This is a genomic window from Gordonia otitidis (genome assembly GCF_020735545.1).
Taxonomy (GTDB): Bacteria; Actinomycetota; Actinomycetes; order Mycobacteriales; family Mycobacteriaceae; genus Gordonia; species Gordonia otitidis.
On the sequence record NZ_CP085974.1, the window covers coordinates 941,582 to 965,410 of the forward strand.

Below are 23,829 nucleotides of genomic sequence, written 5' to 3' on the forward strand. Positions count from 1 at the left end.
CCCGCCCCCCACCTTCCGCCGCAGCTGGCGTAGGTCCCCACCAACACGTACGACGGCCCGGACGCGGGGCATCACGCGACGGCAGACACCCCGGCGCCCTCGCTCGACGAGTCGCCCCGGCCGTCGGGGGTCGGGGCCGGGCCGTGCGGTACGAAGTCGCGGCTGCGGATCAGCAGCAGTGCTGCCACACCCCCGATGAGCGCGACGGCGCCGCTGATCCAGAACAGCGTGTTGAGGGCGTCGGCGTAGGCAGCGTGCTTGCCGCCGGCGGGGTTCTCGCGCATCGAGGAGCTCAGCTGCGAGCTGAACGCCGTGCCGTACACCGCGATACCGACGGCGATGCCGATCTGACGGAAGGTCGTGTTGATGCCCGACGCCATGCCGGAGCGGTGCACGTCGACGACGCCGACCGCGGTCGCGGCGAGCGGTGGGTTGACCAGGCCGCTGCCGATACCCGCGACGATCAGGCCGGGAATCAGATGTGTCCACGACGAGTTCTGGTCGAGTCCGGCCATCACGAACAAGCCGACGCCGACGATGATCAGGCCGGGGCCGATCAGCCAGCGCACCGGCATCTTCTCCGACAGACGCCCGGCGATCGTGGCACTGACCATCGTGCAGCCCGACATCACGAGCAGGCGCAGACCCGTTTGCAGTGCGGAGTAGCCGAGGCCGTCCTGCAGGTAGAGCACCACATACAGCAGCATCGCGAACAGTGAGCCGTTCATCGCGAACGCGGCGATCAGTCCGCCGGTGAAGGTCGGGATGCGCAGGAGCGAGAGGTCGAACATCGGCTCGTCGACTCGCAACTCGATGACGACGAACACCACCAGCAACACCGCCGCGGCGATGAACGAACCGACCACCACGCCATCACTCCACGAGTGCTGACCGGCTTCGGTGAAGCCGTACACCAGAGCAACCAGGCCCGCGGTGAACGAGACGACGCCCGGCCAGTCGATCCGTCGCGCATGAGGCGAGCGCGATTCGTCAACCAACTTCCAGGTGATCAGCAGCGCGACTATACCGATGGGCAGGTTGACCAGGAAGATGGCCCGCCAACTGACCCCGGTGGTCAGCACGCCGCCGAGGATGGGGCCGAGAGCCGTCGACACGCCCGTGACCGCTCCCCACGCACCGAACGCGACGCCGCGTTCGCGACCGTGGAAGGTCGACGCGAGCAGTGCGAGCGACGTCGAGAACAGTGCCGCTCCGCCGACGCCCTGCAGCGCGCGCGACACGATCAGCATGACCGGGTCCTGGGCGACGCCACACAGCAGCGAACCGAGGGTGAAGATCACCAGTCCGATCGAGAAGATCCGCCGTCTACCGAACTTGTCGGCGATCGACCCCGACGTCAGCAGCAACGACGCCAGCGCGAGTGCGTAGGCATCGGTGACCCACTGCAACTGGCTGAAGCTCGCACCGAGTGCCGTCTTGATGTCAGGAAGAGCGACGACGACGATCGTCACGTCGAGCAGCAGCATGAAGGTCGCCGCGCAGACGACGACAAGCGTCCACCATTTACGTTCCATGAGTTGAGTCCCTTTCGAGAAGTTGGCCCGAAATCCGTGCGTCAGCGCACGTCGAGCGGCATGACTCAAGTGTGATCTCGACTCGGCGGTAAGTCGCAAAGGCACCTTGATTCCGTAAAATCATGGACGTGGGAGCCACAACGTCGCCGGAATCCTCCATCTTGGACAGCCTCGACACGAGAATCGCTCGCGCAATCCAACTGTCTCCGCGCGCGTCGTTCCGTGAGATCGCCGACGTCCTCGGAGTGGCGGAGCAGACGATCGCCCGTCGCTATCGGCGATTACGCCGCGACGGCCTCCTGCGGGTCACCATGGCGACCGATCCGCGCGCGACCGGCAACTCGACGTGGCTCGTGCGGGTCCGGTGCCGCCCCGAGGGAGCCGACGCGATCGCCGCGGCACTCGCAGCACGAGACGACGTGTCGTGGGTCTCGATCTACGAGGCAGGCTGGGAGATCGTCTTCAACCTGCGCGCGGCGGAACCCTACGGAGGCATGGAACTGCTGACCCGCACCCTCCCCAAGGCAGCACCCGTCCTCGACGTGCGCCCAGCAGTCGTGCTGCACACGTATGCCGGTGGTGCACCGACGGATTGGGAGGGCTGGCACGACGCACTGACCCGTCCGGAAGCGGATGCGCTTGCCGCGACGAGGATTCCACGAGGGCCCAAGGACGGGGCGTCGTCGACGACCATCGACCGCGCCGATCGCGCGATCATCGATGTCCTGAGCCGCGACGGCCGCACGTCGTAACACCGACCTCGCACGAGCAGTCGGTTCGACGCCGGGAAAGGTGACCCGCCGCGTTGAACGACTCGTCTTCGCGGGTATCGCCTACTTCGACGTCGACCTCGCCGCCGCCGCGATGGGGCGGGACGCCATCGCGATCTGGCTGACGGTCCAACCCCGACATCTGGCTGCCGTTGGCGAAGCGTTGGCAGCACATCCCGACGTTCCGTTCGCGGTCGCCGTGACCGGACAGGCCAACCTGTCGGCGAGCGTGATGGTGCGGAACACCGACGAACTGTACGAATTCGTCACCGACGTACTCGGATCACTCGACGGCGTCACCGGATACGAGATGCTTCCACTTCTGGCACGCGTGAAGAACGCCGGCTCGCTCGTCAGTGGGGATCGCCTTGCACCGCCGAAGGTGTCGACGTCTCAGATCTCGCCGAAGCGCCGAAGCGCCTCTTCACGTTCCGCCTTGTGATCGACGATGGGGTCGGGATAGTCGTCGGTCTCGAACTCCGGAATCCAGCGGCGGATGTAGTCCCCGTCGGGATCGAACTTCTTGGCCTGCGTTTCCGGGTTGAACACTCGAAAGTACGGTGCCGCATCGGTTCCCGTGCCCGCCGCCCACTGCCACCCGTGCTGGTTCGACGCCATGTCGCCGTCGGTGAGCTGATCGAGGAAATGCCGTGCACCCCACCACCACGGCAGATGCAGGTCTTTGACCAGGAACGACGCCGCGATCATGCGCACCCGATTGTGCATGAATCCGGTTTCGCTCAACTGGCGCATCCCGGCATCGACGAGCGGAAAGCCGGTTCGGCCTTCACGCCAGGCATCGAACCGTTTCTCGGCGGCTTTACCGGTGTCGAGCGAGATGTCGTCGAACTGATCATTCCAGTTGTGCCACAAGCTCTTCGGCCAGTGATAGAGGACGTCGGCGTAGAAGTCGCGGAATGCCAGTTCTCGGAGATACGCCTGCGCGGACTTGGACCTGCCCAGGTCGTCGGCCATCGTGCGCGGGTGGATGTTGCCGAACTTCAGGTATGCCGACATCCTGCTCGACGCGTCGAGATCGGGACGGTCGCGGTCGGAGTCGTATCCCGAGAGATCGTCGTCGACGAAGGCACGCCAGCGTTCAAGTGCCGCGTCCTCGCCCGCCGGAAGGTCGAGGTCGACGGGGGCGGCCGGAATCCTGATGCGGCCCGACGGGTGAATGTCGCTGGGATTCAGCAGATTCGACGGCGCGCCGGTCGTCGCGGGCGACCGCCATCCGTGGTCGCCCCAGGCGCGGAAGAACGGTGTGAACACCTTGTACGGTGTGCCGTCGGACTTCGTCACCCTGCCGGGCGAGACGAGGTAAGGCGAGCCGACCGGCTGCCACGACGCCCCTGACGCTTCCAGCGACTGCGCGACGGCATCGTCTCGGCGTCGACCGAAAGGCGAGAAATCCTCGCTGACGTGCACCGATTCCGCAGACACGGCGTCGACGAGTCGCGGGATCTCCTCGTCCGGTCGTCCACGTACGACAAGCAGGTTGCCGTCGAGCTTGGCGTCCAACTCGCGCAGCGAGTCGTAGAGGAAGGCGAGACGTCGCTCGCCCGACGACTTCTCGAGACGAGGGTCGAGCACGAAACACACGAGCACCTGGCGCTTGCCGTCACCGATCGCCTCGCCGAGTGCCGGCAGATCGTTGAGACGAAGATCTCGCCTCAACCAGCACAACGCCGGTGCATCGACATCCGATGCACCGGCGCTCTTGCGTTGAGAGGCGATCTAACCCACGCCCAGAAGGTCGATGACGAACACCAGGGTCCGTCCCGAAAGTCGGTGACCTGCGCCTTCGGGGCCGTAGGCGAGCGCGGGCGGGACGGTCAGTCGGCGTCGGCCACCGACCTTCATCCCCGGAATGCCCTGCTGCCAGCCCGGGATGAGCCGGTCGAGCGGGAAGTTGGCCGACTGGCCGCGATCCCAGGACGAATCGAACTCTTCACCCGACTCGAAGTCGACACCCACGTAATGCACGTCGACGACGTCGCTCGGCTTGGCCTCCTCGCCGTCGCCGACGATGATGTCGGCGATCTCGAGCTCAGTGGGCGCAGGGCCCTCCTGGAACTCGACTTCTGGCTTCTCGGTGCTGGTCACGGGACTCTCCTTTGAGTCGTCGGGCGGTCAAGTCGATGCGACGAACTCAGCGGTCGCCCATCGTGATGTAGTCGCGCTCGGGGTATCCGGTGTAGAGCTGACGCGGACGGCCGATCTTGGTTGCGGGATCGGTGTTCATCTCACGCCAGTGAGCGATCCAGCCCGGCAGCCGTCCGAGTGCGAACAGCACCGTGAACATGCGGGTCGGGAAGCCCATCGCCCGGTAGATGACGCCGGTGTAGAAGTCGACGTTCGGGTAGAGCTTGCGTGAGATGAAGTAGTCGTCGTTGAGGGCGACTTCTTCGAGTCCCTTGGCGATGTCGAGCAGATCGTCCTGGACACCGAGCGATTCGAGGATCGTGTCAGCCGTCTTCTTCACGATCGCGGCACGCGGGTCGTAGTTCTTGTAGACGCGGTGTCCGAAGCCCATGAGCTTCACACCGTCTTCCTTGTTCTTGACCTTGGTCATGAACGCCTTGGTGTCGCCACCGGAGGCCTTGATGTCCTCGAGCATTTCGAGGACAGCCTGGTTGGCGCCGCCGTGCAACGGTCCCCACAGTGCGTTGATGCCACCCGAGATCGAGGTGAACAGGTTGGCCTGCGACGAACCGACCAGGCGCACCGTCGACGTCGAGCAGTTCTGCTCGTGATCGGCGTGCAGGATGAACAGCATGTCGAGGGCCTTGGCGACCTCGGGATTGACCACGTAGGGCTCAGCGGGGAAGCCGAAGGTCATCCGCAGGAAGTTCTCCACCAACGACAGCGAGTTGTCGGGGTACAGGAAGGGCTGGCCCGCCGACTTCTTGTAGGCGTACGCGGCGATCGTCGGCAGCTTGGCCAGCAGACGGATCGTCGAGAGTTCGACCTGCTCGGGATCCTTGGGATCGAGCGAGTCCTGGTAATACGCACTCAGCGCATTGACCGCACTCGACAGCACGGGCATCGGATGCGCGTTGCGCGGGAAGCCGTCGAAGAAGCGCTTCAGATCCTCGTGCAACAGTGTGTGCCGCTGGATCTTGTTGTTGAACTCCTCGAGCTGGCTCGGTGTCGGCAGTTCGCCGTAGATCAGCAGGTAACTGACCTCGATGAAGGTCGACTTCTCAGCCAGTTGGTCGATCGGGATACCCCGGTAACGCAGGATTCCTGCTTCGCCGTCGATGTAGGTGATCGCGGACTTGCAGGCTGCTGTGTTGACAAAGCCGCCGTCGAACGTCGTGAGATTCGTTTCTGCGAGGAACTTACCCAGTGCAACCGAATCACTGCCCGCGGTGGCCTTGAGAATGGGAAGCTCGAGCTGCCCACCGGGGTAAGTAAACGTCGACGAGGCGGTATCCGATGCCGAGTCGGCGGGAGCTGTTTCAGCGGACACTCCAAAACCCCTTTACTCAGGTATGAGACCCACAGGTGCATGTGACGCACTGTGAGTCGGACTCTCCGTTACTAAACGTAGTCGGTTATCGACATGCGCGCCCACGGAGGGTCCAAAGCCGGGTCCATCGCCGGGCACCGGTTGCGCATCATCCGGGGCGCAGCACGGTTCACGTTTCCAGCACAACCACCCGTGACCTGCGAACGAATGCGAGCATGCCCGGCTCGGTCCTTCCCCTACTCTTTGCCCCTTCCCCGCGAAGAAACTCGCGGAAGGGGACGGAACCAGCGGAAGGATTGTTTCCCCTAGTTTCTGCACCGCACCGGAGGGTTTCTGCACCGCACCGGAGGCTCGCCGGACCGTCGGCGCCGAGGCATTCGCTGCCACTCAGGACGCGTCGAGCTCGCTCGACCATGGCGGGTCGGCGCCCGGACGGGAAACGGTCACCGCGGCGACCCGTGCTGCGTACTCGGCAGCACGCGTCCAGTAGTCGGCGTCGCGTGCACGGACTGCGGCGGCGGACAGGTCTCCCGACTCGTCGAAGAAGTGGAGCAGGCCGCCCAGAACGCTGTCGCCGGCGCCGATGGTGTCGACCACATCGGTCGCGGGAGCCGGGGCCAATACGCTGAATTCGCTTGTGCGCACGGAGATTCCGTCGCCTCCATGCGTGATCACGACAGCGCCCGCACCTTCGCGCAGCCAATCGTCGACCGACGACCCGTCGACGCCGTTGCCGAGCCAATCCACGTCCTCGTCGGAGAGTTTGAGGACGTCGATCATCGGCAACCAGTCGAGGAACCGTCGGCGATAGAAATCCGGATCGTCGATGACTGCCGGACGAATGTTGGGATCCAGTGCGATGAGCCGTCCGGCGTCGTGCGCTCTGCGCATCACCAGCTCGTACACACTCGCTCCCGGTTCGAGAACCATCGACAGCGTCCCGAAGCACACCGCGGAGACCGTGGCCGCGAAGTCGCCGGGCTCGGCGACCAGTCGGTCGGCCGTGCCCTCGACATAGAACGAGTAGTGCGCGCCGCCGTCGGAGCCGATCGTCGCCAACGCGAGCGACGTCGGTTCGGGCCGACGTTGGACCAGGGTGGTGCCGACACCGCCCGCCGCGAGGGCAGCCATGATCGCGTCACCGTAGGTGTCGGTGGACACCGCCGAGCAGAAGGAGACAGCGCTACCGAGTCGACCTAGTGTTATCGCGACGTTGAACGGGCCGCCGCCCAGTGCGGGCTGCAGCGGCGGAAGGTGCGCGGGATCAGCACCGGGAGCGGCTGTCGAGACGACGTCGACGAGCGCCTCACCGCAAACGACGATTTCTCTCACCGGGCGACTCCCATGTGTGGCACGCGCCCAGTGTGCCATCCCGACGCGGCATCGGCGGTAGATTCGATCGCTATGCAGGAGTTGTCCGCGGGCCCCGATGCGGTGCTTCTCGACTTCACCGACGAGGCCGATCCCGCACGAACTGCGCTCGATGTTGCCGCCGCGCTACGCGGTGCCATGAACGACGGGCATCTGGTCGGAGTCGAAGACCTGATCCCTAGCGCGACGTCAATCCTGGTGCAAGGCAGCACCGGTGGTGGCGTCGATGTACTCGGAATCCATCGGGTCCTTCGAGCGGCGGACCGACCAAGCACCGCAGACGAAGCCGTGCGCCACGTCGAAATACCGGTGCACTACGACGGCGAGGACCTCGACGACGTAGCCGCAACGCTCGGCCTGAGCGTCGACGACGTGATCGAGGCGCATCGCGGGTCACGGTGGCGAGTCCAATTCATGGGATTCGCACCGGGTTTCGGCTACCTGGTACCCGCCGAGGACACCACCAATCCCCTGCTGTCGGTCGCACGACGTTCCCACGCCAGGACGCGGGTACCGACCGGCTCGGTCGCGATCGCAGCGGGCTACAGTGCGATCTACCCACGCGACAGCCCCGGAGGATGGAATCTGTTGGGACGCACCGATGTCGAGCTCTGGAATGAATCTGGCGAACCCCCGGCGCTCCTCGCGCCCGGAACCGTCGTGCGCTTCACCGACGCCGAGATCGACGACGCTCCGCGCGCCGACGACACCGGGGAGCAGCGATGAGAGCCGTCACGATCGTGGCACCCGGTCCGCTGTCGACGATCCAGGATCTCGGTCGTCCGGGCTACCAGCACCTCGGCGTTCCACGGTCGGGTGCCGCGGACCGTTCGGCGATGACCCTCGCCAACAGACTCGTCGGAAATGCCGAGGGTGCTCCGACGATCGAATCGACGCTTGGCGGCCTCGTATTCCGTTGCGACACCGACATACTGATCGCCGTCACCGGCGCCCTGACGGACGTCGTCGTCAACGGCGTCGCCGTGGGCGTGAACACCGCGGTGGTGGCACACGCGGGGTCGGAGGTCTCAGTGGGTACCCCGTCGCAGGGATGCCGCAACTACGTTGCGCTGCGTGGCGGAATCGCCGCATCCCCGACTTTGGGCTCCTGTTCGACGGACACACTGTCGGGAACCGGCCCGGACCCGCTGTCAGCCGGCGATGTACTCGACGTCGGTGGGGAATTCGGTCCGTGGCCCGCGACACTGGTCGCGCCCACCGACAACCGTGCTCGCCCGGTCGTCGAGCTCGAGACATATCCGGGACCTCGCGCCCCTCGCCTCGTCGCCCCCAACAACCTTTTCGCCGGTACGTGGGAGGTGACCCCTGCCAGCAATCGCGTGGGCGTCCGACTTCGACGCCCCGACGACGACTCGTCCCCGACCCTCCGCCATCGCGACGACCTCGCCGAACTCCTCTCCGAGGGCGTTGCCCACGGCTCGATACAAGTGCCACCAGCGGGCGAACCAGTGATCTTCCTGGCAGATCACCCCGTGACCGGCGGTTATCCCGTCGTCGCCGTGCTGTCGGCGCCGGCAGTGTCTGGCGCCGCTCAACTCGTCGCAGGCAACCGGGTTCGCTTCCGCAGCGCCTGATCCCACACACGTGCCGTTGACACACTCGGTGAGACGAACCTAGTGTTTAGTCTCATGACGCACGTCACAGACACCAACACCGCGCCCCTCGACCCCGGCGCCCGCGTCGATCTCGACAACTCGAGCACCTCCGACCGCCTTGCTGTCGATGGTGATCCCGGCACAGGAGCGCACCCCCAGCGGCAGGAGTACCCGCCGCTCGGCCCCGACTCCCTGACCTGGCAGGTGTGGGGAACCTGGACCGGGATGATCCAGGGACTGTGGGCGGGGTCGATGCAGAACATGCACCCGAAGCTCGGCCAGGCCGTCTGGGATCACTCCGACTTCTTCGGCGAACGATGGCAGCGATTGATGCGGTCGCTGTATCCCATCGGCGGCGTCGTCTATGACGAGTACTTCGGTTTCGAGACCGGCAAAGAGGTCCGCGACTATCACCGCCAGATCAAGGGCACGATGCCCGACGGCTCTCGATATCACGCACTCGACCCCGATGTCTTCTACTGGGCCCATGCGACGTTCTGGTACGGAAATGTGCGTCTGTGTGAACGGTTCGGTCCCTGGCTCTCCGAGGACCAGAAGCGACAGCTGTTCGAGGAGTCCAAGAACTGGTATGCCATGTACGGGGTCAGTATGCGTCCCGTGCCCGACACCTACGAGGAGTTTCTCGACTACTGGGACCACATGTGTCGCAACGTGTTACGCGACCATGAGTCCGTACGGACCGTCCTCGACATCTCGACGCTGCCTGCCCCGCCATCCCTGTCCTTCATTCCCGACCGCATCTGGCGCACGGTGATTGCACCGGTGGTGGCTCGCAACCTCATCTGGCTCACCACCGGCTTCTACGACGAGGCCATCCGCGAGATGATGGCACTACCCTGGAGCGACCGCGACGAGAAACTCTTCCGCATTCTCGGCAAGGGCTACAACCTGGTCTTCCATCGGTTGATGCCCACGCGCCTCTGGCGACATCCACGCGGGCGGGACGCGTGGGACAGGGTCAATGGTCGCGTCCCGGTCGACGCTCCGCTGGTCGAAACGCCTTCACGCAACCTGCCCCCGGAATCCGAGCATGGGAAGTCCATGCACTACTGCCCAGTCCACGCCGCAAGGACCGCAACGTATCCGGGGCGGGTTACCCCCGCCGATTGAGTGCCGCCGACTGAGAGCCGCGGGCGGGACTCGTCGGGCGGGGTCGAGGGGCCTTGCCCGACGAGTCCCGCGTCCGGGCACTCACGCGGGTGGCAGGCGGAACGAGCCACGGGTGATTGTCGCTACCGAGATTGATCTCCCACCCGCGGTGATGCACGTCGTCGTGGCATCGTGGGCACAGCAGCGCCCCTTTGCCGCGGTGGTTCAGTGCCCTGACGCTGCGCCCGAGTGCAGAGCCAACATGGACGGCGTCGAGATGCGAGGTGAGGTCGTCACTTCGGGCTCTGCTAGATGTCGCTCTCGGCCATGTTCATCACCACGCGGCCCTCGATCTTCCCGTGTTCCATCTCGTCGAACACGTTGTTGATGTCGCCGAGCTTGCGCACCGAGTACGTCGGCGTGATCTTCCCCCGGGCGTAGAAGTCGAGGGCCTCGCTCATGTCCTTGCGGGTACCGACGATCGACCCGCGGACGGTGAGTCCCAGGAGCACCGTGCTGAAGATGTCGAGGGGGAACTGATCTGGCGGCAGGCCGACAAGAACAACGGTGCCGCCGCGCCGTAGCGATCCCACCGCCTGCGGAAACGCATGCTTGTTGACCGCGGTCACCAACGCACCATGCACTCCTCCGCCCGTTGCCTCTTGTAGTTCGGCTGCGGGGTCGGCGGCCGTTGCGGCGTTGACGGTGATCTCGGCACCGTGGTGTCGGGCCAGTTCGAGCTTCTCGTCGTCGACGTCGACAGCCGCCACCCGACGGCCCATCGCGATCGCGTATTGCACGGCGATATGCCCGAGTCCACCGATCCCGGAGATGAGCACCCACTCACCGGGTTTCGTGTCCGTGCATTTCAGACCCTTGTACACCGTGACGCCTGCGCAGAGGATCGGTCCCACGGCGGCCAGGTCGGCGCCTTCGGGGATGATCGGGCAGTAGCGGGAGTCCACCAGCATATAGCGACCGAAGGAACCGTCGACGGAGTAGCCGCCGTTCTTCTGGTAGGGGCACAGTGTCTCCCAGCCGGTTTCACACCATTCGCATTCGCCGCACGCACTCCACAGCCATGCGTTACCGACGACGTCGCCGACCTTGATGCGCGTCACGTCATCACCGACGGCCACCACCGTACCGACACCCTCGTGCCCGGGAACGAATGGAGGTTCAGGCTTGACCGGCCAATCACCATGGGCCGCATGCAAATCTGTATGGCAGACACCGGTGTAGTCGACACGGACAAGCGCCTCGTAGCCGGTTGGGCTCGGGACATCGATCGAGTCGACGCTCAGTGGTTTGCCGAAGTCGTGGACGACAGCGGCCTGCATGGTGGTGGGGGTGGTCTCCGACGGTGCGTTCATGATTCTCCTGCGCGATCTCGCGTCAGCGTCCGGACGTGGTGGCGTGGCCGTATCGTCCTGATCTCCCGCCCCAGAAGGTGCGCGCCGACCGACTATCCGGATCGGTGACCACCCGGTCACCAACTCACCCCGACGTGCGTAACCCTCGTGACCGTTATATCAGCCACAGGCACGACGCGAAGCCCTTCGGCAGGGTTCCCACCGACGATCGCAGGTGTCCGTCAACTCGGACTCCAGCAAGCTCTCACTGCTGCCCGAGTCCCCGCTGCATCGCGCGCTGCACTCGGGCAGCTTCGCGTTTTGCGTACGGATTAGCTTGTCCTGCACGCGATCCCGCAAGCTTGGCGCCGATGTGCTCGCCGACGGTGATCGGTGAGTATCGGCTACCGGCACCGACACACGACGGCAACGTCGAGATCGTCGCGTCGATGTTGCCGTCGTGGAAATACGCGGCGGAGCGTCGTCGTTCGATTGTGCCGTCGACGATCGGCGGTTTCACGCGGTGCAGCGTCGACATCCAGCGCTCGTTTGTCCAGCGCGCCATGAGGTCACCGAGGTTGATCAGCAACGCCCCCTGTTCGGGTGCGACGTCGTGCCACTGCCCGGTGCTGTCGAGGACCTGAAGTCCGCGGACCTGGTCGGCCCAGAGCACGGTGACGATGCCGTAGTCGGTGTGCTCCCCCATGCCCGTCAACTCACCGTCGATCTCCACCTCGCCGGGCGGGAGCGCGTAGTTGTTCATCCGGAGTACGTCGAGTGAGTGATCGGTGTAGCCGTCGAAGAAGTCGGGTGGAAGGTCGAGCGCGTCGGCGAAGATCCTGGTCAGCGTGTGTGCAACCCGACGCGCCTCGGCGAAGTAGGTCGATACTGCCGCCTGGAAGTGGTCGACCTGCGGCCAGGTGTTGTCGGCGTACTGGTCGTCTGGAAGCTCGAGATCCGGGTACTCCTTGGCCTCGACACCCACGTTGTATGCCTCGAAGAAGTCGTTCATGCGGTTCGCCGATTCGACGCCGAGCGACAACGACAGCGACTCCGACTTCGGCGGCGCGTAGCCGCGGTTGATCTCAGGCGGTGTTCGGTACGCCTTCTTCTCGTCGAGAGGGAGCGCGAAAAAGTCGTCGAGGACTGCGGTGAACTCGTCGATCACCGCAGCGGGGATCTCGTGACCGACGATCTGCATGAACCCGACAGAACTCGCCGCATCATCGATCTGCGCGGCGACGGCAGCCCGTTCGGCTGCGCTCCCGCCTGTGATGTAGGGCGTGATGTCGATCAGCGGAACCCGAAAGTCGCTGCGGGATTCCTCGACGGTGGCAGTCATGCGCTCCATCTTGGCATCGAAACCCCAGGTGCGCTGATCAGCGCACCGTCGGCGACCTCGGCGCTACTACTGTCCCGCGGCCTGCTCGGTGACCCGACTCGCGATGCGGTACCGAACGAATGCCGGAACGGCAAGCGCGGCAAGGACTGTGCCGATCACCACGAAAACGCCACCGCCGGTTGTGGTGAGTGAGACGCCGATCGAGACCGCCACCGCGCCGTGGACGACGTCGGCGATCCGTGGGCCACCCGCGACCACGACGATGAACACACCCTGCAGCCGTCCGCGCACATCGTCGTTGGCAGCGGCCAGAAGGATCGACTGCCGGAATGCGGCCGACGCCATGTCGGCCGCACCCCCGATCATGAGGAGGACGAGCGCGATCGGCAGCATGGGCAACGCGTGGCCATTCGCGAATCCGACGGCGACGCCCGCGCCCGCGATCGCGACACCCCAGATGATCACACAGACGATCACGGCAAGTCCTTGCCGTTGCACCCTGCTCACCCAACCGGAGAACACACCGCCGAGTACCGCGCCCGCGGGGATCGACGCGAACAGCAGCGCGAAGGCCCAGCCGCCATCGATGGGACCGCCGAAGTTCTCGTGCGCCATCTGCGGGAACAACGCCCGGGGCATGCCGAAGATCATGGCGATGAGATCCACCACGAACGACACCATGAGGATCTTGTGCGCACCCAGATAGCGGAGACCATCGACCACCGAACGCAGTCCGGGGACCTTGGGCGCGTCGCCGCTGAGCGGTCGCAGCGCCGGCAACATCACGACAGCAGCCAACGTCGGAATCAGAAAGATGGTGTCCAGCAGATACAGGAGCGGGTAGCCGAGGATCGGTATCAGCGCGCCACCGACGAGCGGACCGGCGATCGCTCCCGCCTGCATGACCGTCATGTTCAACGACAGTGCCGCGGGTAGCTCCTCGTCGGACAGCAGTCTCGGCAGAACCGCCGTCCGGGTGGGCTGGTTCACCGCGAAGAAGGCTTGCTGAATGGCGAAGAGTGACAGGATTATCCAGACATTTCCGACACCGAAGGCCGACTGTGCCCAGAACGCCGCGCTACAAGCGATCAAGCCGATCGTCGTGCAGATCAACAGGATTCGACGATCCAGAACGTCGGCAAGCGCACCGCCCCAGAGACCGAAGATGACAAGCGGTACCAGACCGAAGACTCCGGTCAGTCCTACGTACGCCGAACTTCCCGTGATGGCATAGATCTGGGCGGGTACCGCGACGATCGTCAGCTGTGCACCGATGACGGTGACGATGTTGGCCACCCACAGACGCCGAAAGTAGATGTTGCGCAAGGGCGCAGTATCGGCGAGCAGACGGGGCACCGAAGCAGTTTAGCGGCACGTATGACCGGAACAGAATCGAGGCGACGCTCGCGCTACGGCACAGCGGGAGCCTGTACCGCGTCGGCGAGCTCGCGCAGCGACACCCAGGTACTGGGCGAGAACTTCTCCTGCGCCGGACGACCCATGGACAGCCCGCTGGCGAGCACGGGCTCGTACTCGAAACCGATGACCGCCGCCACACTTGCGCCGACAGTGTCGATCACCAGCTTTCCCAGCGATCCCTGATCGGGGATGGGCAGAGGGTTGTTGATGACGACCACTGCCCGCTCGAGCACCCCCGCCTTGCGCCACTCTCCGAGGAAGGGGCGCGCGCGGTTGAGCAGATCGGGCCGCGGCCCGAGCACGATGACGGGAGTGACCGTGTTCGCCGTGAAGACCTCGTCGGTGAGGTCGGCCAACGTCGTGAGCAGTCGGGCACCAGCGTCGACGACCGGCGACGCCCCGACGCGCCAGACATCCTCGACCGTGTCGACCAGTGGAACGCCCTCGGGCGCCAGATGCAGCCCGGTCCCGAGCTCGGTACGAAGCAGAGCCGGATCGCCGCGACCCTGGAGGCGCAATTCGATGTCGCAGTCGTTACCTGATGCATCAACCCACCAGGATGCCGCGCCCAGTGTCGTCGCTGCGCGGTACTCCGCGAGGAGCGCGGAAATCACCGATGTGCCGACTCCACCCGCAGAACCCACCACGACGACTGCGCTGGATTGCGCAGCCGCTCGGGGTGTGGCTCCCTGCAGGTTGTCGGTCATGACGGTCAGTGGTCGGCTGCGTGCCGGCCCACCTTGGTGACGGTGGGAGCGGAATCGTCGGCCGTCGGTGTGTCTGCCTGGTTCGCGCCTGCAGGGAGATCGACGGCGACCGCTGCCGGAGTCGACTGCGGCGCACCGGCTTCCGTGGCCGTTGCATCGTCGGGCAGTGCGTGACGACCGGCAGCCTCCTGCGGCCAGACGACCTCAGAGCCGGGGACCTGCGCGTCGAGATCGCCGGTCATCTGCTTGGTCATCTCGCGGAAGTGCTGCTCGAGTTGCGCACCGAGCGGTCCGAGTGCCTTGTACGGAGCCTGCGCCTGCTCAGCCGACCACTTCGCGGTCTGCGCACCGACCTTGACAGTGACGTCGCCGCGGTAGTTGACGACGTAGTCGACCGAGGGAAGCCCCTTCTTCGACGCTGCCTCTGCGGGCACCGACAGCTCGAACTGGTTGACGCTGGGGTCGACGGGAGCAGGCTTGGCGTGCTTGGGCTGCCTGGGATTGCCGTTCTCGTCGAGCTTCCACGGTTCCTGCGGATGAGCACCGGGGTCGCCCGCGCCGAGCGTGTACGCGGCGATGCCACCGATCGTGCCACCGATCGTTGCGCCGAGTGCGGCGCCGCCAAGGGCGCCGGCCGCGGCTCCGCCGACTGCACCGACACCGAGTCCGATGAGCGCGCCGCCAGCAGTGGAGGTCGCGGCGGTAGGTGGAGATATCAGGCCACCACCGACGACAAAGCCAATTCCTGCACCAGCACCCGCGCCCACGATCGCACCGGGCAATACCCCGGCGATAGCACCCGGCACGGCGCCAACCGCGGCACCTGTGGCGCCACCGAGTGCAACACCGATGATCGTCGCAGCCGCCTGGCGGGACGCCTTGTCCTTGGGCACGCCGAGTGCGATCAGGTTCTGTGCGATCTTCGCTTCGCCGTAGGCCGACCACGCGTTGATGGAGTTGACGTCCTTGTTCGACATCCCCTTCGGAATGTCGGTGACGAAGTTGCCGACACGAATCTTGTTGGGCGGCGGCGCAATCGGACGCACCGGCGCAACAGGCTTCGGAGCCTGCAACGGAGCGTCCGGAACGGGGCTGTAGTAGGTCGAGTATCCGGGATCCGAGTAGCCGGACTCCTCGTACTGCGGCGCAGCGGTGTACGGCTGGTACGGCGCTTCCTGAGGAGGCGCGGGAATCGATCCCGGCCCGGGAACGTAGGCCGGTGCTGAAGGCTCCGAAGGCTCTGGGGCGGGAGTGGGCGCTGTGCCGCCTTGCTGAGCCTCGATCCACCGATCGGCTTTTTGATGTCTCGTGAAATGTGTTGTGTATGTTCGGGGTGGCGGTGGGCGTGGGTGAGTCGCCGATCTCTGGTGTCGGCGTGTTTCACTGGGTTTCGTGTCGGGGCCGGTTCTGGCCGATGGTTAGGGGTCAGGCTGAGTGTTGTCGTTTGATCGTGTTGTTGAACAACAGGTTCCACTCGCGTTCCCACGGCCATCGGGCGGGTAGATGCATCGTGATGCGCCGCGCTGAGGACGCGATTCGAGCGGGTATGCAGATCAGGGTGCGTCGGATGGTGGAGGTAGTCGCCTTCGCCAGACGCTGTCCACCGAGACAGGCTGCGGCGCGGGTCAGGTTGAACGCGATGACCGCACACACCAGCCATGCGGCGTTCGCGCAGAACTTTCCCGAGGGCAGATGCGCCAATGCGGAGGCTTTGAGGTCGGCGTGGACTTGCTCGATGATCGCATGACCGCGGTGAGTCTTGTCGGCGGTCACGGTGTCCAGGTCGCTGGTGGTGAAGAACGCATGAAACCGCCACACGTCGAACAAGCCGTCTCCCTCGGCTGCGAAGTCAGGGATACGGCGCACCACCAGCCGTCCGGATACCTGCAGGCGCTTGGCTTTGGAGGTGAACGCGGTGAACGGTACTTCGGCGACCTCGGCCCGCGAGACCCACTGGCCGCTGTCTTCGTCGAAGACGGCGTCGGTGTACTCGATCGGCGTCCATGCATCTGCCGGTACCTCGCTGATCGCTGCTCGGACGTGGGAATCCTGACGCACGGTGACCGACACCTGCGCACCGGCCCGGAGCGCGGTGGTGATCGCGCGATGGCCGTAGAACGCTGAATCCGCTCGCAGCAGTATCGGTCCCGACGCATCGGACGACCGTAGCCGCCGCACGGTGGCCAGGGTGTCGGCGATCAACCGATGCGCCCCGCGCGCGGAGTTACACGCCCCTTTGCGCAGGCGTTGAGCGGCGATCACCGGCGCACCGTCACCACAGGTGAGGGTGGTGATCGCCGAGTTCAGCCCACGCACTCGGGTGTAGCCGAATCCGACGCCCTGCTTGGCCGGGCCGTGGACCTCGATGATCGAGTCGTCGATATCGATCATCACCGGCCCGTCGATCCCCGCCAGCACCGGAGTATGGCGAGCCAGTCCCGCCAACAGCCGGGTGGCGATCGCATCGGCTTGGCGGACATGCCCGAACCGGAACTCGCGAAGAAACGATCCCAACGTCGACGGGGCGTAAGGATGGTCGAACACCTTGCCCATCGCGCCGTGTCGCAACACGGCCATGTCGTCGATGCTGTCGGCGCCCGCCACCATCCCCGCCACCAGGGAAAACATTTTCCGATCCGGATGGGCGCCCTTGTCGGTGGGCACGCTCAGATGCTCGCGGGCCAACTCCGACAGGCTGGCGCGTTCGGCCAGCGCCATCACCGGCACCACCCCCGCAGCGGCGAGGAGATTCGGATCGTCACAGGATGCAGACCGGACCGGGTGAGTGTGAGACAATCGCATCTACGACATGCCCTCCTGTGTGTGTGGATGGAACCCTAGAGAAGTCCCATTCTGTCACTCAGACAGGGCATTTCGTTTATCCCTCACCGACCGATCACAAGCAAATCGGTGGATCGAGGCTGAGGCGCAGTGTCCGTCGGCGCGGTGCCACCTTGCTGTGGTGCGGAGTCGTTGGGGTTGGTGCCGCCTTGTTCGACAGCCGCCGCCGAGCCCGCTCCCATCGCCGTTGCGATGGAGGCCACAAGAACCGCGGATGTCATGGCCGCCTTCATCGAAGGCCGACGTACGTCCACCGCCGTCTCACGAGCGCGGTTCTTTGCCGACCGTGTCATCGTCGTGTTGTCCCTTTCGTTCCGCTTCCCGGCCCCAAGACCGGGAAGCCCCTGGTGGCGTTGACGATCAGTTCTCGGATTTGATCGAGGAGATCCAGTACTTCCCACCGGCCTGCACAGTACTGATGGTCTGTTGGTACACGATCGGTGCCCCGCCGTTGGGCGGCGATTCCGTGAGTGTCACACCGTAAGTGTTGTTTCCACGGTCGGCGATCGAGAGGCAGTGGGTGGTTCCCACCCCGCGCTGGTTAATGAATTTCTGCATCACGTCCTCGGTGGCAACCGCATTCGGTGTCGTGACCGCTTTCGCCTTCGCCGCAGACCTCTCGACGTAATACGCGTAGTTGAACGCCTTGATCACGCCCGGGCCCGACGTCTGGCCGCCCGCATCCGCACCCGTCGTGACCGAGCCACTCACCGAAGAGGGACATTTCGCCGTAGCCGAACCGGTTTGCGTGGGCGCCACTGAGGACGGCTGCGCGACGGTCGACTCGGACGGGTCGGACCCGGAAAGTGTGACAGCGAGGACCGTGGCAACGACGGCAACCGCGGCAATCGCTGCGGCCGCCGCAACGAGTGTTCCCCGCCTGGTGTGCCAAGCGGCCGAAACATCTGAGTCCTTCCGCTTCTGACGGGTCTTCTCGCGCCAGAGCTCCGCCTGTGAGTCGAGAAACGAGTCGAGATCATCAGCGCCCGATGGGGATGCTGCCGACGGCTGCGGAGTCGCTGCGCTGAGCCGGGTCGTCTGCGCGTCCGGCGCAACTTCGGCAGGCCACTCGGTTCGACCAACGGCGTGTGATCCCACCAGCGCACGGGAGGACTCGCGGGCCAGATCATGCATGGGGGTGGTGCCCGGAGAAGGCCGGGGCGGGAGGTCGGCGAACCACTGCTCGACATCACTCTCGCTCAATCGGCCTCCTCTCCCCGCGCGCGCGCCTGATTCGTCGGAGTGCCGTGATCCCCTCAGCCACGCCCATCAGGGTGCGTGGGACCGCCGAAGTCTGACATCCCCGTCATGCTGACGGGAAGCTTAACGCATGCGAAGAACTTGCTCATGTGGACACGGTTGGATTGCCGACGCGGCTTCACTCTCGTCGTCCTATCGGCTACGCTCCGCTTCCTGTGAAGAAGATCATCGCAGGCGTCCTCGTCGGTGGAGCCTCGCTCATGGGCCTCGGACTCGGCGCCGGTCACGCCGAAGCCAAGATCGAGCCAGGTCACTACGTCATGCAAACAATCGTCTACGGTGCAGTCCCCTCCCCCGAATCCAACGTAAAAGTGGTGGGTAACAAGCTGTTTGCCGACTACTACGGCGTGGGGCCGCAAAATACCTACACCTACGGAATAGCCTCCACCAAGAATGGCGGCATAATTTCGTATGGCGACACCAATCCGGCGTCACAGTGGTTCACCCGCACGGAGTTTCGCAAGACTCGAAACGGTTACGTCGGACGCCAATTCGCGTATGGCGGCATCCCGACCGGCACCGTCTACCTCAAGAAGACAACCCGCCACGCAAACCAGCCGCGCTGAGCAACCCGCAGCATCTCACCAGCCAACCGCTACGGCTGCAGCCGAACCACCCGCCAACAGCCGTCAACCATCGTCACGCGCACGCGATTGTGCAGACGATTCGCGCGGCCCTGCCAGAACTCCACGAAGACCGGCTCGATGCGGTAGCCGCCCCAGTTCTCGGGCACGGGCACCGGATCGCCGTCGTCGAAGCCCCCGAACTGTTCGGCCACTGCCGCAGCCTTCGCCTCCAGGTCGGCGCGACTGTCGATCTCGCGCGACTGCGCCGACGCATATGCAGACAGTTGTGATCCCCGCGGTCGGTTGTTCCAGTACGCCAGCGTCTCGGCGTCACTCACCTTGTTGACGGGCCCCCGGAAATGCACTTGCCGTTCCAGAGCGATCCACGGAAATGTCACCGCAGCGAAGGGGTTGGCCTCCAGATCATGACCTTTGTCGGAGTCGTATCCGGTGAAGAAGACGACGCCCTCGGCGTCGACTCCCTTGCACAGCACGGTGCGCGTCGCCGGAAGTCCGTTGAGGTCCACTGTGCCCACGACCATCGCGTTGGGTTCGGGGATGCGCGCCGCGACGGCTTCCCGCAGCCACACCATGAACAACTCCAGCCAGGGCGGGTCACCCTCGAGCCAGCTCGGATCGAGGTTGTCGCGCACACCGTCAGCGCCTGCCGCGCGATCACCGTCGCCGACATTGGGTGGAATGCCACCGCCGTAACCGACGCGCATTCCGGGCAGGTCGATGGGGTCGTTGTCCACCCTGCAGACGCTACTCCGGAGACGATCCCGTCTCCCACCGATGGCTCAGACGCCCGGGTGCCCGGCACCCACGGGTGCCCTAGAGTGCAGGTGACGGCGCCCGCGCCCGGCGCCTCAGGTGTGGTGTGGAGAGAGGTGGGCTAGAGATGGCCAGCAGAATCCCCGACGACTTCGTACCCGGCCTCGAAGGCGTCACAGCCTTCACGACCGAGATCGCCGAACCCGACAAGAACGGTGGCAACCTGCGGTATCGCGGCGTCGACATCGAGGATCTCGTCGAGAACGGCGTCACTTTCGCCGACGTCTGGGCACTGCTGGTCGACGGACGATTCGGCGACGGCCTGCCTCCCGCCGAACCCTTCCCACTGCCGATTCATACCGGCGACGTCCGCGTCGACGTGCAGGCCGCACTCGCCATGCTCGCTCCGATCTGGGGCTACCAGCCGCTGCTCGACATCAACGACGCCACGGCCCGCGCCAACCTCGCGCGAGCATCGGTGATGGCGCTGTCGTACGTCGCGCAGTCGGCACGCGGCATCCACCAGCCCGCCGTCCCGCAACGCATCATCGACGAGTGCCCCACCGTCACAGCACGTTTCATGACGCGCTGGAAGGGCGAGCCCGACCCCAGACACATCGCCGCGATCGACGCCTACTGGGTGAGCGCTGCCGAGCACGGCCTCAACGCGTCGACCTTCACCGCGCGCGTGATCGCATCGACCGGAGCCGACGTCGCAGCCGCGCTCTCGGGCGCGATCGGCGCAATGTCGGGACCGCTTCACGGCGGCGCACCGGCACGGGTGTTGCCCATGATCGAAGAGGTCGAAAAGACCGGTGATGCAAGGGGTTTGGTCAGGGGAATCCTCGACCGCAAAGAGAAGCTGATGGGCTTCGGGCATCGCGTCTACCGAGCCGAGGACCCGCGAGCGCGCGTATTGCGCCGCACCGCATCCGAACTCGACGTTCCGCGGTACGAGGTGGCTTCGGCACTCGAGCAGGCGGCGCTGACCGAACTGCGCGAACGTCGACCCGACCGCGCGATCGAGACCAACGTCGAGTTCTGGGCTGCGGTGATCCTCGACTTCGCCGAGGTCCCGCCGCACATGATGCCCGCCATGTTCACCTGCGGCCGCACGGCCGGGTGGTGTGCGCACATCCTCGAGCAGAAGCGCCTCGGCAAACTGGTCCGCCCCGCCGCGCTCTACACCGGAGCAGCCCCGCGTCGACCTGAGGACGTCGAGGGCTGGGGAGATGTGGTCAAGCCCGGGTTGTAGAGAGCAGGGGCTTACGCGAGGCCAGATCGGCGCGCCGCACGGAGGCACCAGCAGCACGCGTAGCAGGGGCGCAGCGTAGTGGCCGAGGCCACAACCCTAGAATTGCGCCCATGAGCGACGTCGCCATCGAATCCATCACCATCCCCGCAGAACTGCTGCCCTCCGACGGCCGGTTCGGCTGCGGACCGTCGAAGGTGCGCCCCGAACAACTGCAGTCGCTGGTCGACATCGGCGCCTCGGTGATGGGTACCTCCCACCGCCAGGCACCGGTGAAGAACGTCGTGGGCTCGATCCGCGCCGGTCTGGCCGAGCTGTTCTCGCTGCCCGAGGGCTACGAGGTGGTGCTGTCCAACGGCGGTACCACGGCCTTCTGGGATGCCGCGGCGTTCGGGCTGATCAAGCAGCGTTCGCTGCACCTGACCTACGGCGAGTTCAGCTCGAAGTTCGCGACCGTCGCCAAGAAGGCTCCGTTCCTGGATTCCCCGGCCGTGATCTCGACCGATCCGGGCACCGCCCCGGATCCCGCCGCGCTGACGGTGGACGACTTCGGCGGCGTCGACCTCATCGGCTGGGCGCACAACGAGACGTCGACCGGTGTCGCGGTCCCCGTCATCCGTCCCGCAGGTTCGGACGACGCGCTGATCGCCATCGACGCGACGTCGGGTGCAGGCGGCCTGCCGGTCAACATCGCCGACACCGATGTCTACTACTTCGCGCCGCAGAAGTGCTTCGCCTCCGACGGCGGTCTGTGGATCGCGGTGATGAGTCCTGCGGCACTCGAGCGGGTCGACCAGATCGCACACACCGATCGTTGGTGCCCGGAGTTCCTGTCGCTGCCGACGGCCGTCGACAACAGCGCGAAGAACCAGACCTACAACACCCCGGCACTGGCGACCCTGCTGCTCTTGGACAACCAGATCCAGTGGATGCTGGGCAACGGCGGCCTCGACTGGTGCGTCGCACGCACCGCCGACTCGAGTTCGCGGCTGTACTCCTGGGCCGAGGCCAGCGAGTTCGCGACGCCGTTCGTCACCGATCCCGCACTGCGCAGCCAGGTGGTCGGAACCATCGACTTCTCTGACGACGTCGACGCCGCAGCGGTCGCGAAGGTCTTGCGCGCCAACGGAATCGTCGATACCGAGCCGTACCGCAAGCTGGGCCGCAACCAGTTGCGCATCGGCATGTTCCCGGCGATCGAGCCCGACGACGTCAGCACCCTGACCGCCGCGATCGACTACGTCGTAGGCAAGCTCTGAAATTCGCCGAACGCGGCTCGAGTCGGCAGACGCGGTTGGTACACCGACCGCGTCTGCCGGTCCGGGCCGCGTTTGGCGATTGACGCCCCGTTCGGGTACGACCTGCGGATTTGCCGCGTGTCCCGGCCGTCTCGGGCGGATGGGTGGTCTAACCTGACGACAATGCCCGCACTCATGGCCACCAGAGGAGGAGCAGATGATGCGTGAACTTCGGGTCGTCGGCGTTGATGTCGACGGCGCGCATGTCATCTGCCAGGACACCGAATCCGGTGAGCGATTCAAGCTCGACGCCGACGAGCGGCTCCGCGCTGCCGCACGCGGTGACCTCTCCCGCCTCGGACAGATCGAGATCGAAATGGAATCGTCGCTGCGCCCCCGCGAAATCCAGTCCCGCATCCGTGCGGGAGCGAGCGTCCAGGAGGTCGCGGCGGTCGCCGGAGTGCCGACGGACAAGATCGAACGCTTCGCCCACCCCGTGTTGCTCGAACGTCAGCGGGCAACCGAACTCGGAGCACTCGCACATCCGATACGCCACGACGGGCCGTCGACCGAGACGCTCGGCGACACCGTCACCGAGGGGCTCGCCGCTTACGGCCAGAATCCCTCCGACGCCACCTGGGACGCATGGAAGGGCGACGACGGCCACTGGGTGGTGCAGGTCAACTGGCAGGTCGGCCACACCGAACACCACGCACACTGGCGTTTCATGCCGGGCTCGCACGGCGGCACCGCCGATCCGCTCGACGACCTCGCCGAGGAGCTCATCCACCCGGAAACCATCGAACCGCGACGTCGACTCATCCCGGTCAGTACTCCCGTCATGACGTCGGCCGACGACGACCACGAAGAGGTCACCTTCGACGCCGACGCGTTGATCGGCGCTCAGCGCTCGCGACACGTCGAGGTGCGGGTGGAGCACGATACGTACACGCTCGACTTCGGGCTCGACGACGAGGCCGCGCAGGAGCCGATCGTCGTCGACGAGGCCCGGGAGCCGCACGACGACCGCGGCGCGCCTGCACCCCCCGAGCAGTCGACCGGGCAAGCTAGCGACGACTCCGATTCCTCGACGTCGAACGTCGACAAGACCGCAGAGCATCGTCGACGCAAGTCGCGCAAGCCCGCGGTGCCCGCATGGGAAGACGTGCTGCTCGGCGTGCGCAGCAACGGGAACAGCTGA

General features: G+C 65.5%; 22 protein-coding genes and 1 pseudogene. 9 read left to right on the forward strand and 14 right to left on the reverse strand.

What is annotated here, in order from left to right; genetic code table 11:
- Positions 1 to 71: 71 nt before the first annotated feature.
- Positions 72 to 1,535 carry an MFS transporter gene (locus tag LK459_RS04205; RefSeq protein ID WP_007239036.1) on the reverse strand — a complete coding sequence of 488 codons (1,464 nt, stop codon included), beginning with the start codon at positions 1,533 to 1,535 and terminating at the stop codon, positions 72 to 74.
- Positions 1,536 to 1,663: 128 nt separating this feature from the next.
- On the opposite strand from LK459_RS04205, the gene LK459_RS04210 reads away from it, so the two are divergent.
- Both LK459_RS04210 and LK459_RS04215 read left to right on the forward strand, forming a co-directional pair.
- The gene (locus LK459_RS04210; RefSeq protein ID WP_227921951.1) at positions 1,664 to 2,287 is read left to right on the forward strand and encodes an AsnC family protein; all 624 of its coding nucleotides are present in this window, start codon (positions 1,664 to 1,666) and stop codon (positions 2,285 to 2,287) included.
- 40 nt (positions 2,288 to 2,327) lie between these two features.
- Positions 2,328 to 2,747, forward strand: coding sequence for an Lrp/AsnC family transcriptional regulator (locus LK459_RS04215; RefSeq protein WP_007239034.1), 420 nt, complete (start codon positions 2,328 to 2,330; stop codon positions 2,745 to 2,747).
- On the opposite strand, the gene LK459_RS04220 is transcribed toward LK459_RS04215, so the two are convergent.
- The 4 genes from LK459_RS04220 to LK459_RS04235 form a co-directional block, all read right to left on the reverse strand.
- Positions 2,699 to 3,982, reverse strand: a complete 1,284-nt coding sequence (locus LK459_RS04220) for a cryptochrome/photolyase family protein (protein WP_007239033.1) — start codon at positions 3,980 to 3,982, stop codon at positions 2,699 to 2,701. The two genes, LK459_RS04215 and LK459_RS04220, sit on opposite strands and share 49 nt — an antisense overlap.
- A 60-nt stretch (positions 3,983 to 4,042) precedes the next feature.
- Complete coding sequence (locus LK459_RS04225) at positions 4,043 to 4,411, reverse strand: FKBP-type peptidyl-prolyl cis-trans isomerase (RefSeq protein ID WP_007239032.1); 369 nt, start codon at positions 4,409 to 4,411, stop codon at positions 4,043 to 4,045.
- Between the two features lie 46 nt (positions 4,412 to 4,457).
- Complete coding sequence (locus tag LK459_RS04230) at positions 4,458 to 5,780, reverse strand: citrate synthase (protein ID WP_007239031.1); 1,323 nt, start codon at positions 5,778 to 5,780, stop codon at positions 4,458 to 4,460.
- A 387-nt stretch (positions 5,781 to 6,167) separates the two neighbouring features.
- Positions 6,168 to 7,112, reverse strand: a complete 945-nt coding sequence (locus LK459_RS04235) for a carbohydrate kinase family protein (protein ID WP_007239030.1) — start codon at positions 7,110 to 7,112, stop codon at positions 6,168 to 6,170.
- 72 nt (positions 7,113 to 7,184) lie between these two features.
- Here LK459_RS04235 and LK459_RS04240 point away from each other — a divergent pair, with 72 nt between their 5' ends.
- The 3 genes from LK459_RS04240 to LK459_RS04250 are packed head-to-tail and all read left to right on the forward strand — an operon-like array spanning position 7,185 to position 9,898.
- The gene (locus LK459_RS04240; protein WP_007239029.1) at positions 7,185 to 7,877 is read left to right on the forward strand and encodes a 5-oxoprolinase subunit B family protein; all 693 of its coding nucleotides are present in this window, start codon (positions 7,185 to 7,187) and stop codon (positions 7,875 to 7,877) included.
- Positions 7,874 to 8,746 carry a 5-oxoprolinase subunit C family protein gene (locus LK459_RS04245; RefSeq protein ID WP_007239028.1) on the forward strand — a complete coding sequence of 291 codons (873 nt, stop codon included), beginning with the start codon at positions 7,874 to 7,876 and terminating at the stop codon, positions 8,744 to 8,746. Before LK459_RS04240 ends, LK459_RS04245 begins: the two co-directional genes overlap by 4 nt.
- Positions 8,747 to 8,800: 54 nt before the next feature.
- Positions 8,801 to 9,898 carry an oxygenase MpaB family protein gene (locus tag LK459_RS04250; RefSeq protein WP_039994064.1) on the forward strand — a complete coding sequence of 366 codons (1,098 nt, stop codon included), beginning with the start codon at positions 8,801 to 8,803 and terminating at the stop codon, positions 9,896 to 9,898.
- On the opposite strand, the pseudogene LK459_RS23245 reads toward LK459_RS04250, so the two are convergent.
- The 8 genes and pseudogenes from LK459_RS23245 to LK459_RS04290 all read right to left on the reverse strand — a co-directional run.
- A pseudogene (locus LK459_RS23245) lies at positions 9,882 to 10,088 on the reverse strand (hypothetical protein); the annotation flags it as partial. The gene LK459_RS04250 and the pseudogene LK459_RS23245 overlap by 17 nt on opposite strands.
- A gap of 97 nt (positions 10,089 to 10,185) precedes the next feature.
- The gene (gene adhP, locus LK459_RS04260) at positions 10,186 to 11,250 is read right to left on the reverse strand and encodes an alcohol dehydrogenase AdhP (RefSeq protein ID WP_007239026.1); all 1,065 of its coding nucleotides are present in this window, start codon (positions 11,248 to 11,250) and stop codon (positions 10,186 to 10,188) included.
- Positions 11,251 to 11,494: 244 nt separating this feature from the next.
- Positions 11,495 to 12,580, reverse strand: coding sequence for an isopenicillin N synthase family dioxygenase (locus LK459_RS04265; RefSeq protein WP_007239025.1), 1,086 nt, complete (start codon positions 12,578 to 12,580; stop codon positions 11,495 to 11,497).
- Positions 12,581 to 12,637: 57 nt separating this feature from the next.
- Positions 12,638 to 13,927 (reverse strand): MFS transporter, encoded by a 1,290-nt coding sequence (locus LK459_RS04270; protein ID WP_007239024.1) that lies wholly within the window; start codon positions 13,925 to 13,927, stop codon positions 12,638 to 12,640.
- 53 nt (positions 13,928 to 13,980) lie between these two features.
- Positions 13,981 to 14,697: a hypothetical protein gene (locus LK459_RS04275; RefSeq protein WP_007239023.1), complete on the reverse strand. Its 717-nt coding sequence runs from the start codon at positions 14,695 to 14,697 to the stop codon at positions 13,981 to 13,983.
- Positions 14,698 to 14,702: 5 nt separating this feature from the next.
- Positions 14,703 to 15,770 (reverse strand): hypothetical protein, encoded by a 1,068-nt coding sequence (locus LK459_RS04280; RefSeq protein WP_322590812.1) that lies wholly within the window; start codon positions 15,768 to 15,770, stop codon positions 14,703 to 14,705.
- A 352-nt stretch (positions 15,771 to 16,122) separates the two neighbouring features.
- Positions 16,123 to 17,499: an IS1380-like element ISGbr1 family transposase gene (locus tag LK459_RS04285; protein WP_064862420.1), complete on the reverse strand. Its 1,377-nt coding sequence runs from the start codon at positions 17,497 to 17,499 to the stop codon at positions 16,123 to 16,125.
- 399 nt (positions 17,500 to 17,898) lie between these two features.
- Positions 17,899 to 18,741 carry a hypothetical protein gene (locus LK459_RS04290; RefSeq protein ID WP_007239021.1) on the reverse strand — a complete coding sequence of 281 codons (843 nt, stop codon included), beginning with the start codon at positions 18,739 to 18,741 and terminating at the stop codon, positions 17,899 to 17,901.
- Between the two features lie 212 nt (positions 18,742 to 18,953).
- Between LK459_RS04290 and LK459_RS04295 the strand changes: the two genes are divergently transcribed.
- On the forward strand, positions 18,954 to 19,364 hold the full coding sequence (locus LK459_RS04295; protein ID WP_007239020.1) for a hypothetical protein: 411 nt from the start codon (positions 18,954 to 18,956) through the stop codon (positions 19,362 to 19,364).
- Between the two features lie 29 nt (positions 19,365 to 19,393).
- Here LK459_RS04295 and pdxH read toward each other — a convergent pair whose 3' ends face one another.
- Positions 19,394 to 20,089, reverse strand: a complete 696-nt coding sequence (pdxH, locus tag LK459_RS04300) for a pyridoxamine 5'-phosphate oxidase (RefSeq protein WP_051997966.1) — start codon at positions 20,087 to 20,089, stop codon at positions 19,394 to 19,396.
- Positions 20,090 to 20,265: 176 nt separating this feature from the next.
- Between pdxH and LK459_RS04305 the strand changes: the two genes are divergently transcribed.
- The 3 genes from LK459_RS04305 to sepH all read left to right on the forward strand — a co-directional run bounded on the left by LK459_RS04305 (position 20,266) and on the right by sepH (position 23,829).
- Positions 20,266 to 21,393, forward strand: a complete 1,128-nt coding sequence (locus LK459_RS04305; RefSeq protein ID WP_007239018.1) for a citrate synthase 2 — start codon at positions 20,266 to 20,268, stop codon at positions 21,391 to 21,393.
- Between the two features lie 110 nt (positions 21,394 to 21,503).
- Entirely contained in the window at positions 21,504 to 22,649 is a 1,146-nt protein-coding gene (gene serC, locus LK459_RS04310; protein ID WP_007239017.1) for a phosphoserine transaminase, read from the forward strand.
- 199 nt (positions 22,650 to 22,848) lie between these two features.
- Complete coding sequence (sepH, locus tag LK459_RS04315) at positions 22,849 to 23,829, forward strand: septation protein SepH (RefSeq protein WP_227923568.1); 981 nt, start codon at positions 22,849 to 22,851, stop codon at positions 23,827 to 23,829.